Source organism: Sphingobacterium sp. ML3W (genome assembly GCF_029542085.1).
Lineage (GTDB): Bacteria > Bacteroidota > Bacteroidia > Sphingobacteriales > Sphingobacteriaceae > Sphingobacterium.
In genome coordinates, this window is record NZ_CP107036.1 from 5,734,776 (window position 1) to 5,748,958 (window position 14,183).

Below are 14,183 nucleotides of genomic sequence, written 5' to 3' on the forward strand. Positions count from 1 at the left end.
TTTTTTGTTGGTTTCACAATTGGTCGTAAAGTTAACTATTTTTAAGCTAGATGCTTGTTAAAAAGTGAATTTCTTTATTTAGTATGGCGTATGTGACGATTTCAGCGCTATTTTTTCGAATAAGTCCCTGGTTTGTGAATGGACGCCATTGCAATTTTAGACCTTTTAATGTTGACTTTTTTTGTACCTTGCTTTTAATTATAAAACCCACAATTTTCAAGACGATGCCTAATCAATCTAAACGTTTTCTGTTTGTTGCGACATTTTCCGTAATACACTTCTATTCTTTTGCTCAGGATAAATCCGTTTACCATAAAGATTGGATTGACTTCAACAAAAATGGTAAAAAGGATATTTATGAAGATCCCAAACAATCCATAGTAAGTCGGGTGGAAGATCTGTTGAGTCAGATGACAACGCAGGAAAAGGCCAATCAGACCGTTACACTCTATGGTTATGGAAGAGTATTGAAAGATGAACAGCCTACCGCAGCTTGGGACAACGACATTTGGAAACATGGATTGGCTAATATAGACGAAATGTTAAATAGTCTTGCCTATAATAAGTCCGCAAAAAGTTCTTTTTCTTATCCATTCAGCCGCCATGCTGTTGCATTGAATAATGTACAAAAGTGGTTTATCGAACATACCCGGTTGGGCATTCCAGTTGATTTTACCAATGAGGGAATACACGGTCTCAACCATGATCGGGCGACGCCATTACCGGCTCCGATTAATATTGGAAGCACCTGGAATACTAGATTGGTGAGAGATGCCGGTGAAATAGTGGGGAGAGAAGCGAAATATTTAGGATATACCAATGTCTATGCCCCGATTCTGGATGTCTCCCGAGATCCAAGATGGGGACGTGTTGTGGAAACTTATGGTGAAAATCCCTTTCATATCGCAGAAATGGGTAAACAGGCTGTATTGGGTATTCAGCAAAATGGTGTTGCGTCAACGTTGAAACATTATGCCGTCTATTCTGTACCTAAAGGAGGGCGAGATGGAAATGCGCGGACAGATCCGCATGTTGGTTTTCGTGAAATGCATGAACTTCATTTATACCCATTTAAACGGGTTGTCAAAGAGGCCAAACCAATGGGTATCATGAGTAGCTACAATGACTATGATGGTGTACCAGTCTCGTCAAGTAAATATTTTCTGCAAGATTTGCTACGGAAGGATTACGGGTTTGAAGGATATATCGTTTCGGATAGTGAGGCGTTGGAGTTTATCAGCAGTAAACATCATGTTGCTGCAGACTATAAAGATGCAATACGGCAAGCTTTAGAGGGAGGACTCAATGTCCGGACGAATTTCGATCCACCGAGTACGTACCTGACACCATTGATGGAACTTATCAACCAAGGCGGGCTTGATATGAACGTATTGGATCAACGTGTTCGAGAGGTATTGACTGTTAAGTTTAAATTAGGATTATTTGATCATCCGCTTATCGATAACACAACATTGGCTGACAAGAAAATCCATACACAGGCAGATGAAGATATTTCCCTACAAGTGAATAGAGAATCCATTGTTTTGCTTAAGAATGAGCAGCAGTTATTACCTATAGATGTCAGTAAGTATAAGCGGATTTTGGTGACAGGCCCTATGGCCGAAGCAACGAATTATACAACAAGTCGCTATGGTCCATCCAATAACCCAATTACAACCATTAAGGATGGTATTATCGAATATGCTAAAGGGAAAGCAGTTCAAGTAAACTACACAAAAGGGGTGGATGTTGTCGATAAGAACTGGCCCGAAAGTGAGATTATTCCAACAGACCTTTCTAAAGAGGAAATCGAAAACATGACTGCAGGTGTACGCCTAGGGAACGAGTCTGATTTGATTATTGCTGTCATGGGAGAGTCGGAACGTGAAGTTGGAGAAAGCCGGTCTCGCTCAGATCTCAATCTACCGGGTAAACAACGTGATTACCTAAGGAAGTTAAAAGAAACAGGAAAGCCCATCGTTCTGGTACTCGTTAATGGACGTCCATTGTCTGTCAATTGGGAAAATAAATACTTGCCTGCCATTGTCGAAACTTGGTTTCTAAGTGGTCAATCTGGACATGTTGTAGCAGATATGTTATTTGGTGAGTATAATCCGAGCGGAAAGCTTTCGATTTCATTTCCTAAATCTGTTGGACAGATCGAAATGAATTTCCCGACCAAGCCTGCGGCACAAGCGGGGCAACCCGGTGTTGGTCCCAATGGCTGGGGAAATAGTCGGGTTGTTGGATTTCTTTATCCGTTTGGTTATGGCTTAAGTTATACCGATTTTCAATTTTCAAATTTGCGTCTGAATAAAAAGCAGATTCGACCAACAGACTCGCTGACAGTTACCGTGGATGTACAGAATATCGGAAAAAGAAAAGGAGCAGAGGTCGTTCAACTTTATGTCAAGGATGTTGTTTCTTCTGTAACAACTTACGAGATGGATCTGCGCGGTTTCGAAAAAATCGAATTAAATCCCGGTGAGAAAAAGTCTGTCCAGTTTTCAATTTTACCGGCTCACCTTGAGTTGTTGGATCAATACAATAAATGGACTGTAGAGCCTGGGGAATTTGAAATCTTTATTGGAAATTCATCCGCTAACCTACCATTGAAAGATTCATTTGATGTGACTAAAGAGTAATGCTCATAGCGTCTGTTTGTGCAAAAGATATATCCCCTATGGGGCATACTAAATACAAATAGCTATAAAAAGAAAAAGGATTCAGCAAAATTTCATATTGCTGAATCCTTTTAAAAATTCTTATCGTATCTCTATGATTACATTGCTTCGGCAACAACTTCTGTCACACCTGGAACCATGCGTTTCAATAAACCTTCGATACCAGCTTTTAATGTGATCGTTGATGAAGGGCAGCCACTACAAGAGCCTTTTAGCTCAACAGTTACAATACCTTCGTTGAAAGATTTGTAATGAATAGCACCACCATCTTGTTCAACAGCAGGTCTTACATAATCATGTAATACTTGTTGTATTTTCACTTCTGTTTCTGTTCCCTCGAAGTTTACTTCCGTATCATGATGTACAGCTTTCACCGCAAGCTCAGATTCTACAGCACCTTTTACGAAGTCTTTCAATAAAGCTTCGATATCTTCCCATTCCGCATCTTCTGTTTTGGTAATGGTAACAAAATTGCTTGCAAAAAATACACCGTTTACGAAATTGAATTTGAACAATTCCAGCGCGAAAGGTGAATCTTGTGCAGCTTCTTTATTTGGGAAATCCACACTACCATTGATCAATAACTTATTGACCAAAAACTTCATAGTTGAAGGATTGGGAGTAGATTCTGTATATACGTTGATAGTAGCCATTTAAATTTTATTTTTATTCCTAACAAAGATAGATCAAAACAAGCGTTGTTAAGGTCATCTATAAGTCAAAGCTTATAAAGTGACACCTGTGTAATTAGAAGGGCTGATTGCCTTTAATTCCGCTTTTACCTCTTCAGATACGTTGAGATTATCTACAAACGTGGCAATGGTCTCTTTGGTCACATGCGTATTGGTACGTGTTAGATCTTTTAATGCTTCGTAAGGTTTTGGATAGCCTTCTCTGCGTAAGATCGTTTGTAACGCTTCGGCAACAACCGCCCAATTATTTTCAAGATCATTTGCAAGCGCCTGTTCATTTAAGATCAACTTACGTAAACCTCGCAATGTCGATTTGAAAGCAATTAGGGTATGTGCAAATGGAACCCCAATATTACGTAATACGGTCGAATCTGTAAGATCCCTCTGAAGACGTGAAATAGGTAATTTAGCTGCTAAATGTTCGAATATCGCATTGGCAATTCCTAAATTTCCTTCTGCATTTTCAAAATCAATAGGATTGACTTTGTGTGGCATTGCAGAAGATCCGATCTGACCAGCAGTGATTTTCTGCTTAAAGTATTCCATGGAGATATAAGTCCATACATCACGGCATAGGTCAATGATAATGTTATTGATTCGTTTTAATGCATCACAGCTTGCAGCAAAGTTGTCATAATGTTCAATTTGCGTCGTAGTTTGGGAACGATCCAATCCTAGAATATTATTAACGAAGTTATTACCGAAGGCAACCCAGTTGGTCTCTGGATATGCCACGTGATGGGCATTGAAATTACCTGTTGCCCCACCAAACTTAGCTGAATAAGGTACGGTATGTAAAAGTTGTAACTGACGTTCAATACGCTCGATAAAGACATAGAGTTCTTTACCTAGACGAGTCGGAGATGCTGGTTGTCCGTGTGTACGGGCAAGCATTGGAATGTCCGACCAAGAGGTTGCCAAAGACTTAAGCTCATGCAGCAATTCTTCAATGATCGGTGTATAGCTTTCTTTGATTGCCTCTTTCCATGAGAGAGGGATAGCGGTGTTGTTGATGTCCTGAGAAGTCAGACCAAAGTGAATAAATTCAAGATGATCCTGTAGTCCTAGTTTTTCAAATTGATCTTTTAAAAAATATTCAACGGCTTTAACATCATGATTGGTAACTTTTTCGGTGTTTTTGATCCAGATTGCATCTTCTTCGGAAAAGTTACGGTAGATATCTCGCAATTTTTCGTTCAATGTATTGTCAAAATGCTGCAATTGAGCTATACCCGATTCACTTAATGCAATAAAATATTCAACTTCAACACGAACTCGATATTTTATTAAAGCAAATTCGGAGAAAAAAGCCGAAAGTTCATTGGTGTTATTGTAATAGCGTCCGTCAATAGGCGTGACTGCTGTTAAGGATGATAAAGCCATAGATTGAATGATTTTTGGCAAAGGTAAAAAAATGCTTGGAGCTTAGCAATTTAATTGGGTGAGATATAAAAAAATGCCTCCCTATTGAGGAGGCATTTCTATACTGGTTGAAATTCTGTTTCGAAGAATTATTTTTTAGCAGCAGTATCAACTTTAGAAGCCGCTGAATCAACTTTTTGAGCAGCTGAATCAATTTTGTTAGCAGCTGAATCCAAAGTGTTAGCAGCTGAATCAACTAAAGCAGATGCAGAATCAACTGCATCAGTTGATTTTTTACCAGTTTCACCACATGAAGCGAAGGCTACAGTTAAAGCCAATCCTAAGAAACCTAATTTGAATGCGTTTTTCATTTTATTAAAATTAAAAGTAATTTCTAAATCTTGTTATTTAAGACTTAATACGGGGAAATTGAAAAGGTAACCCTGCTGCCCAATTTTTTTTAAAAAAAGAGAGGCTTCTCTTACGAAAAGCCTCTCCAAATACGTTATTCAGTTTCTAAAATTATTTTTTAGTAGCAGCAGAATCAACTTTAGTAGCAGCAGAATCAACTTTTTGAGCAGCTGAATCAACTTTATTAGCAGCTGAATCCAAAGTGTTAGCAGCAGAATCAACTAAAGCAGATGCTGAATCAGTAGCACCTTCAGCTTTTTTCTCTGTGTTGTTACAAGATGCGAAAGCTACAGTTAAAGCTAAACCTAAGAAACCGAATTTTAATGCGTTTTTCATTTTCTAATTTTCTAATTTAAATTGAAATATTTTCTTTTTCATCTCTTAATACACGGAACCCCAAAAGGTAACCCAAAAAAAATATATTTTTTTTAATTATGTATAATGTGTTTTAAATCAGCTGTTTATTTTGTTTGCTTGCTGCCGTTGTATTGAGCGAGATAGTTCATTTAATAGAAGAAATTAAAAAATAGGTGCAAACGATTTGATAGATAAAACTGTTTAGATAGCTATAGTACGGGGGAAACAGGCTTGAATAGATTGGCGTATCGGGGGTACACAAACAATTTTCAAATATTTTTATTATTTTAAGAGGAAACCCTGTAAAAAAGAAATTGCGATTATGTTTGATAAAGTTAAGAATATAATGGATTTGGCAAAATCAATTGACTTTGGCAAATTGGAGGAAATCTCGAAAAAAGTGGACCTAGGTGCTGTCATGGACGCGGTCTCAAAAATGGATGATAAACAGCTTCATGGTTTAATGAAAATGCTAAACCCAGGGAAAGAAAAAAAGGAATTACCGCCTATCAATGGGGATTTCTATGATATGGATAGCAAATTGAATGGATCAGATCGCGAACTCCAGTTGAAGGTGCGTGAGTTTATGGAGGTCGAAGTGAAGCCTATCGTCAATAAATATTGGTTAAGAGATGAATTCCCTTTTGAAATAGTACCCAAGCTAGCTGCTTTGAATATATGCGGATATACCTATGAGGGCTACGGATGTATGGGAGGAAGTTCGCTGATGGAAGGTATCATTGCTGCAGAGATTGCTCGGGTAGATGCATCCGTTGCTACTTTTTTTGGTGTACAGAGTGGTTTGGCCATGGGGTCGATTTATATCTGTGGATCGGAGGAACAAAAACAAGAATGGTTGCCAAGGATGCAGCAGATGGAGGTAATCGGTGCTTTTGGTCTAACCGAACCGGAAGTTGGTTCCGGAGCAGCAGGCGGATTGACAACCACCTGTAAGAAGACTGATGAAGGCTGGATTTTAAATGGTCAGAAGAAATGGATTGGTAACTCCACCTTTTCTGATATCACGATTGTGTGGGCCAGGGATCTTGACGATGGAGAAGTAAAAGGTTTTATTGTACGTAAAGATAATCCTGGATTCTCGGTTGAAAAGATTAAAGATAAGATGGCTTTACGGATTGTGCAAAATGGATTGATTACATTAGACAACTGTATCATTCCCGAAACAGATCGTTTGCAAAACGCGAATTCTTTCAAAGATACAGGTAAAGTCCTTCAAATGACACGAGCAGGTGTTGCATGGATGGCTGTGGGCTGCGCGCGAGGAGCCTATGAAAATGCCTTGGATTATACACGCAAAAGAAAACAGTTCGGCAAGCCTATTGCATCTTTTCAGTTGATTCAAAACCATTTGGTTGAAATGCTATCCAATCTAACGGCTATGCAAACGCTAGTTTTTCGATTATCTGAACTACAGGATGCTGGACAACTACGGGATGAACATGCTTCACTGGCAAAAGTGTTTTGTTCTTTACGGACAAGAGATATTGTGTCCAAGGCGAGGGAAGTCATGGGGGGGAATGGCATCTTGCTAGAGTATAATGTCGCCAGATTCCTTGCAGATGCTGAGGCGATTTATTCTTATGAAGGCACCAAGGAAATCAATTCGTTGATCGTTGGAAGAAGTATTACAGGATTTAGTGCCTTTGTCTAAAGCTTTTTTCCGAAATTCATTTAGTACGGACTATTGATAAAAAAGGATAGGATTTTGGTATCACTAAAATCCTATCCTTTTGTGTTTTACTTGCGCTGAAATCTCATCATGGCAATATCGCCCATGATAAAAGTGAGTGTATTCCCATTGACATCATAGCTGTTCACTTTTTCTAATGTGGAAAAGAACGTTGCTTCACCATTGCCTTCACAAGCCATTTTCGTAGACATGATAGGGCCGAAGCTAATTTGTTGATCGTTTGTCTTAAATGTAGCATTGTAATTGTTGCAACTGCTATTACCATTCACTTTTCCATCCTGTATGTTGAATGTTATCGTTGGTTTGCGGTTGGGATACAGACCTTCAAAAGCAATACGTGGTCCAGAGATGTAATCGAGCTCCCAAGTTCCGCTTAAATTTTGCTTTTCCTCCATTAACTTAAATTTTGCCAAAGGAGCCATCTTTGCTTTATTTAAACTTAGAATACCATTATTTAGGCTGTAGTTGTCTGCTGTGATTAATGCCTTAGATAATGCTTGCTCAATCGACATGTCAGGGCAAGCCATCATCGTTGACATCCCTTGCGCAAACTTAATTTTTCCATTGGTTGAAAAAATAAGTTCGCCACCTATTCCGTTGCAACCCCCATTGGCGCTATAACTTTTTTCTTCCAGTTTGAGAAAAGGAACCCGACCGTTGACCTGTCCGGAGACAGCCTTTCCACCGATTTCAATTAATTGCCATTTTTTTCCAACAATGGTAGCGGATGCATTATCCGAATCCCGTTTGCCTGAATTATTTTTTAGTGCTGAACAGCTCGCCAAAGCAAGGGCAGCCATCATCAATACCACAATGTTTCTAAATCTCATCTTTTAAATTTTTATATAAAACATCATTTCTAACGTTTGGTTTTACAAAGTGCTACAAAAGGCTATTAACAAAAGAAGGCTTCCCATTGGGAAGCCTTCTTTATCAGTTATATAAATAATACTATTTATTTTTGTTTTGTTGAGCTTGTTGTTGAGCACGCATCATTTCTTCCATTTTAGACTGGAAGCTTGATTTTTTCTCAACTTTTGGATTCTTTTTATTTTCTTCCAGTTTAGCTAAGATTTTATCATCATTTACCATCGTACGAATAACTAATTGCGTCAAAAATGTAAACAATGCACTTAGGAAGTAGTAATAGTTCAGACCAGCAGGGAAGCTGTTTAGGACAAAGAAGAAAATCAAAGGCATAATATAACCCATGTATTTCATTTGACCAGTTGCGCCCGAAGTCGCATTGTTATACCAAGTGGTCAACAACGTTGTTAGCGTCATCAATATACACATCAAAGAGATGTGGTTGAATGATCCAAAAATAGGTGCAAATGTAAACAAGGTATCATAGGTAGACATATCCTTCATAAACAAGAAGCTCTGTCCTCTCAATTCAAATAAATTTGGAAAGAAATAGAAGAAAGCAATTGTAAATGGCATTTGAAGTACAAGAGGTAGACAGCCTCCAAGTGGATTCACTCCGACCTGTTTATACAACTTCATCTGCTCCTGTTGCATCAACATCTGATTGTCTTCACCGACTTTCGCTTTGATCTCATCCAACTGCGGTTTTAACACCCGCATTTTAGCCATAGATACGTATGACTTGTAAGTCATTGGCGAAAGAACCAGTTTTAACAATAATGTAAGTAACAAGATGACAATACCATAGCTCATATGGAAACCATCCAAGAAGTTAAATGCAGGCACGGTGATCCATTGATTGATCCAGCGCATAGGCCCCCAGCCCATATTGATGATGGATTGGTAATCATTGCCTTCTGCTTTCAGTACATTGTATTGGTTTGGCCCGAAAAAGAAATTCAACGAATAATTGTTGTCTTTATGGTTGTCAAAAGCCAATTCAGCATTGGTGTTGTAAAATTTCACCACATCACCTTCCGTTGCATGCTTTACATCGATTTTCGCATTAACGAATCCATTTTTAGCATTTAGGATATTTGAAAAATAATGTTGTTTGAAAGCAATCCATTGCACTTTCTTTTCCAGTGCTTCATCATCGTCCTTCGATTCAGATAAATGGTCTACTTTATTATCTTCTTGGTAATAAAGGGTAGATTTTTGTCTTTCAGATTCAATATTCTGCTCTTTTTGTCTTAGAACAGTATTCCAGTTCAATGTCAATGTTTTTTGACTCTGTGGGATCAGGTTTTGAATACCTTTTGTATTAACATCTAGAGCTACGTTGTAACCTTTTCCAGCGATAGAATATACATATTCAATATATTGATCGGCACTGTAATTCAATTTTAATTTTACCGATTGTTTACCTTCACCCGAAACTTGGATATCAGAAGATTCTGTGTTAAAGAATAAATCGTTGGTGGAGATGTTTTGTCCCGCAGCATTGAATTGGAAACCAAACTTATTATCCTCACCTTCGAAAAGCATCAAAGGTTTTCCATTGAAATTCTTTTCACCTTTTAATTCGACCGATTTCACTTTACCACCTTTTGTGCTGATTTTGGCAATGATAGCATCATTTTCAAGGGTAATGATTTTTTCAGTTCCAAATTTTGACGCACCAAAGGGTTTTTTCAGTTCAGCTGAATCTGCAATCACTGCTGTTTGCGCTGTTTTAGCTTTCGCGATAGAGTCACTTGTTACAGGCAGTCCTTTTGCTGTCTGAGCTTTCGCCTCTTGTCGCGCTTGTTCTTGTTTGATTTCTGATTCTGAAGGCTTCATCAGGTAAAATGAACCAGTGATGATGGCAAACATCAGGACCAAACCAATTAGGGTATTTCTATCCATCTTTAATAACTAAACTTAATTAATTTTATCCTTCTAATACTACTTTGATTTCTTGTTGGCCAAAGCAGCGGCTACAAAGCTAACAAAAAGTGGGTGAGGATTTGCAACAGTTGACTTTAATTCTGGATGAAATTGTCCCGCAACGAAAAAAGGATGGTTTTTCAATTCGACAATTTCAACTAATCCCGTCTCCGGGTTGAATCCCGAAGCGATCATTCCTGCTGCTTCATATTGTTTTAAATAGTCATTGTTAAATTCATAACGGTGACGGTGTCTTTCGGAAATTTTTGTTTTTCCATAAATCGCAAAAGCTTTTGTTCCTTTTTTAATTTCACAATCGTAAGCACCTAAACGCATGGTACCACCCATATTAGTGATATTTTTTTGCTCCTCCATCAGATTGATGACCGGGTTGCTGGTATTCGCATCCATTTCGAAACTATTGGCATCTTTCAATCCCAATACATTTCTTCCGAATTCAATGACGGAGCACTGCATACCCAAACAGATACCAAAGAAAGGAATATTGTTTTCGCGCACATATTTGATTGCATTTAATTTTCCCTCCAGACCACGTTCGCCGAATCCAGGGGCAACCAACACGCCATCCATGCCTTTTAGCTTTTCAGCAACATTTTCTTTTGTAACACTTTCAGCAGCAATATAGCTTACCTTTACTTTGCATTCGTTTGTTGCACCAGCATGTATAAAGCCTTCAGTAATGGATTTATATGCATCTGGAAGTTCAACATATTTTCCGACCAAAGCGATGCAAACCTCATTTGTTGGGTTTTTGAGCTTGCCGAGGAAGTTTTTCCAGTTTTCTAGATCCGGTTCGTTTTTGTTGGAAAGTTTTAGTTTCGTTAACGCCGTTTTATCCAGGTTCTCTTTCAACATAAGTAAAGGAACATCATAGATTGTCGAGGCATCGATAGATTCAACAACAGCATTGATGTTAACGTTACAGAACTGTGCTAATTTTTTACGGATTTCCTGTGATAATTTGTGTTCTGTACGGCATACAAGGATATCAGGCTGTACACCATATTCCAGCAATGTTTTGACAGAGTGCTGTGTAGGTTTAGTTTTAAGTTCACCAGCTGCGGCCAAATAAGGAACCAAAGTTAAGTGGATAACCAATGAGTTATTTGCCCCCAGTTCCCAACGCAACTGCCTTACAGCCTCAACGAATGGAAGAGATTCGATATCGCCTACAGTTCCGCCAAGTTCGGTGATAATAATATCATATTCATTCGATTCACCTAGAAGCTGCATACGGCGTTTGATCTCATCGGTGATATGTGGAATTACCTGAACTGTTTTTCCTAAATATGCACCTTCACGCTCTTGTTGGATAACGTGTTGGTAGATACGACCGGTTGTTACATTATTCGCTTGTGAGGTAGGGACGTTCAAGAAACGCTCGTAGTGGCCCAGATCAAGGTCAGTTTCCGCTCCATCTTCAGTAACATAACATTCGCCATGCTCATACGGATTCAATGTTCCTGGGTCAATGTTAATGTAAGGATCGAATTTTTGAATGGTCACTTTGTAGCCACGTGCCTGGAGAAGTTTAGCAAGGGAGGCTGCAATAATACCTTTCCCTAACGACGAAGTAACGCCGCCCGTAACAAAAATATATTTAGTCATAACAATTAAAGGATTTTCAATTTTATGTGGTCAAAACGACCAATAATAGTTGCTCTATGTACGGGATACAAAGATAGCAAATTTTTATTCAATATTATAATTGAAGATCGACTGAATAAATAAATTAAAAATAGATGTTGCCCTGATTATCGATTGTAACCTTTAAATTGGACTGCGATTTTGACTTAATCTCAATGCGATAGAACTTATTGGCATTGGAAAAGACAAGGTGATAATGCTTGCTGATATGAATGATTTCAGGATATAATTTGCTCAATTCATCAAGAGATGTTGCATAGCGCTTATTCGCATTCCCGTAAATCTGTTGCAGGTAAAAAATATTCCAAGCTGTTTTTTCTAAGTCTAAAAATTGGTCATCTATGGAATGTTTACTATCCTGATCTACAAATTTGATATGTCCCCATCGTTCGGGATAATGCATATTGATCAGACCGATGGGCGACCATACCCAGTTTTCTTCCGCGAGTGTCTTGCCAGTATTATCCTTTCTTTTGATATAACCTTTTCCATTGACATCATAGTGCCATTGTACGCGGGAGAAATTTATCTTCCACACTTCATTTGCCTTGATTTGATTTCCTTCACCAAAGTATTTTAGACTTTTGACCGGAATCTTCATTTCGACGGTCCAAAAATTATCTTTATCGGTTGGGTTATTTATTGTTCCAGCATGGTAGACAGCACTCTGGATATCTTTGGTGTCCCAGTTTAAATTAGCTTTTCCACCGAAACGATAAGGTTTGGTCATCAGAAGGTCCATGATGGTGTTCAGTGCATTGACTTCGATTTCAATATATTCCGGAGATTGGAGATTGGGTTTTAAAAATACCTCAAAATCATTGTCATGATAAATAATGGTGTCTTTCTGTCTGAGATAGCCATTGATATGAGGTTCTTCCAGTTTAGCAAAGAGGTAGAGGTTTTCATTGTCCCAAAGCATTTTAATACGCGTGTCAAATGATGGGGTAGGTTTACTCGTGCCTTCGATATCTTTGAATGCGTTTGTCCATGGTGCTTTTTCCCAGGATATTTCGTCATCTTTACCGTCAATTTTAATAGGAGTTTGAGCTTTTTGGACATAGTAAGTCTCGGGCTTAGACTGTAATTGGAGAAAATCACCTACATTTCGCTGTGCAAAAGTGGTCATCGTCTGTAAAGTAAGAGCAAGTATAAAAAAAACAGTTTTCATCAAAATATTGTATGTCTATTAGCCGCCAAGAAATTTCTATGAGTGCAATCCTTACACTGTTTATCTAAAGTTTTAGCCTCCCGCTGATTTTTACACAGGGGAGATTGGCAGCGCTAAAAGTAAGTAAAATGTTTTAGCTAGACAAAGAGGTGTGATTCTTTTTGAGAAATGAGGTTCAATTGTCTTAATTTTATTACACGGGTTCTGATATTCCTATTCAAGTGATCGGGGAGGGAGCATATTTGTTTCAGGAAAAGCAGTGTTTGAGGGGATAGGAAATAAAAAAAGGCTTTGAAATTCATCAAAGCCTTTTTTTATGCCGAGGTAGTCGTAATTAGATTCTTTTCGATTTAATACGAGCAGCTTTACCAGTAAGGCCACGTAAATAGAATAATTTAGCGCGACGAACTTTACCGTAGCTGTTTACTACAATTTTTTCAATGTTTGGTGAGTTTACAGGGAAAATACGTTCAACACCTACACCGTTAGAGATTTTACGAACGGTAAAAGTAGCGTTAGCACCTTCGCTGTTTAATTGGATTACTACACCTTGGTACACCTGCACACGCTCTTTATTTCCTTCGCGAATTTTATAATGAACGCTGATGGTATCTCCGGCTTTGAAAGCGGGAATTTCATTTCTTACTACCGCTTGTTCTTCTACAAATTTTACTAAATCCATGATTTCGAGTAATTATTAACGATTTATATCCTGTAAAAATCGGAATGCAATATTACGACTTATTTTTTGAATATGAAAATACTTTTTGAAAAAACTATCGACCGACAGTCAAATCGGATGCAAAGATATGAAAATGAAATGGATAATCTAAAGTTATTTTAAATATTCCTATATAATACCAATCGACCGCGTTTTTGACCTCGATAATGGGGGGTTAAAATGTAACTGATAAAAATATTGTGCAATTAATCAGTGGTTTAGTGTGAAAAATGAGTTTAGGTCTTGACAAATTGAAAAATTGATTCGATATTTGTGCCACACAAAACAAAGGTGATACCTTTTCGGGGTGTAGCGTAGCCCGGTATCGCGCCACATTTGGGATGTGGAGGTCGTAGGTTCGAATCCTGCCACCCCGACTAAAAAGCTCTAACGAAAGTTAGGGCTTTTTTTGTTTCCAGGCAGGATGAGAGCCTGTGACCTCCTTCTTCCTATTTCTCTTCTTGGCTCCATTATTGTATCAATTCTTTGCCGATAGCGAGCAAAGGAGTCGGGTATCGTGGAAACGAGATGGATTTTTTCCTGGTAATTTACCTAATGTGGCCGGAATTTTTTAGTTTTGGCTATCTAATTAGTGAAAGATTAAACTATT

The 14,183-nt window shown here is 38.3% G+C and carries 11 protein-coding genes and 1 tRNA gene; 3 read left to right on the plus strand and 9 right to left on the minus strand.

Going from position 1 to position 14,183, the window contains the following annotated elements:
- Window positions 1-224 precede the first annotated feature (224 nt).
- The gene (locus OGI71_RS23775) at window positions 225-2,645 is read left to right on the plus strand and encodes a glycoside hydrolase family 3 N-terminal domain-containing protein (protein WP_282252450.1); all 2,421 of its coding nucleotides are present in this window, start codon (window positions 225-227) and stop codon (window positions 2,643-2,645) included.
- Between the two features lie 137 nt (window positions 2,646-2,782).
- On the opposite strand, the gene OGI71_RS23780 is transcribed toward OGI71_RS23775, so the two are convergent.
- The 4 genes from OGI71_RS23780 to OGI71_RS23795 all read right to left on the minus strand — a co-directional run bounded on the left by OGI71_RS23780 (window position 2,783) and on the right by OGI71_RS23795 (window position 5,485).
- Window positions 2,783-3,337 (minus strand): NifU family protein, encoded by a 555-nt coding sequence (locus OGI71_RS23780; RefSeq protein ID WP_120262262.1) that lies wholly within the window; start codon window positions 3,335-3,337, stop codon window positions 2,783-2,785.
- Window positions 3,338-3,409: 72 nt separating this feature from the next.
- The gene (purB, locus tag OGI71_RS23785; protein WP_223581076.1) at window positions 3,410-4,759 is read right to left on the minus strand and encodes an adenylosuccinate lyase; all 1,350 of its coding nucleotides are present in this window, start codon (window positions 4,757-4,759) and stop codon (window positions 3,410-3,412) included.
- Between the two features lie 128 nt (window positions 4,760-4,887).
- Window positions 4,888-5,109 (minus strand): hypothetical protein, encoded by a 222-nt coding sequence (locus OGI71_RS23790; RefSeq protein WP_120262264.1) that lies wholly within the window; start codon window positions 5,107-5,109, stop codon window positions 4,888-4,890.
- A gap of 151 nt (window positions 5,110-5,260) precedes the next feature.
- Window positions 5,261-5,485: a hypothetical protein gene (locus OGI71_RS23795; protein WP_282252454.1), complete on the minus strand. Its 225-nt coding sequence runs from the start codon at window positions 5,483-5,485 to the stop codon at window positions 5,261-5,263.
- Between the two features lie 343 nt (window positions 5,486-5,828).
- Between OGI71_RS23795 and OGI71_RS23800 the strand changes: the two genes are divergently transcribed.
- On the plus strand, window positions 5,829-7,178 hold the full coding sequence (locus tag OGI71_RS23800; protein ID WP_282252455.1) for an acyl-CoA dehydrogenase family protein: 1,350 nt from the start codon (window positions 5,829-5,831) through the stop codon (window positions 7,176-7,178).
- An 86-nt stretch (window positions 7,179-7,264) separates the two neighbouring features.
- Here OGI71_RS23800 and OGI71_RS23805 read toward each other — a convergent pair whose 3' ends face one another.
- The 5 genes from OGI71_RS23805 to rplS all read right to left on the minus strand — a co-directional run bounded on the left by OGI71_RS23805 (window position 7,265) and on the right by rplS (window position 13,534).
- On the minus strand, window positions 7,265-8,047 hold the full coding sequence (locus OGI71_RS23805; RefSeq protein ID WP_282252456.1) for an META domain-containing protein: 783 nt from the start codon (window positions 8,045-8,047) through the stop codon (window positions 7,265-7,267).
- A 121-nt stretch (window positions 8,048-8,168) separates the two neighbouring features.
- A complete protein-coding gene (gene yidC / locus OGI71_RS23810; RefSeq protein ID WP_282252458.1) occupies window positions 8,169-9,992 on the minus strand; it encodes a membrane protein insertase YidC in 1,824 nt (607 codons plus the stop codon).
- Window positions 9,993-10,031: 39 nt separating this feature from the next.
- Window positions 10,032-11,642, minus strand: coding sequence for a CTP synthase (locus OGI71_RS23815; protein ID WP_282252459.1), 1,611 nt, complete (start codon window positions 11,640-11,642; stop codon window positions 10,032-10,034).
- A gap of 124 nt (window positions 11,643-11,766) precedes the next feature.
- A complete protein-coding gene (locus tag OGI71_RS23820; RefSeq protein ID WP_282252461.1) occupies window positions 11,767-12,852 on the minus strand; it encodes a carbohydrate-binding family 9-like protein in 1,086 nt (361 codons plus the stop codon).
- A gap of 334 nt (window positions 12,853-13,186) precedes the next feature.
- Window positions 13,187-13,534, minus strand: a complete 348-nt coding sequence (rplS, locus tag OGI71_RS23825) for a 50S ribosomal protein L19 (RefSeq protein ID WP_077437627.1) — start codon at window positions 13,532-13,534, stop codon at window positions 13,187-13,189.
- 342 nt (window positions 13,535-13,876) lie between these two features.
- On the opposite strand from rplS, the gene OGI71_RS23830 reads away from it, so the two are divergent.
- A tRNA-Pro gene (locus OGI71_RS23830) sits at window positions 13,877-13,950 on the plus strand.
- Window positions 13,951-14,183 lie beyond the last annotated feature (233 nt).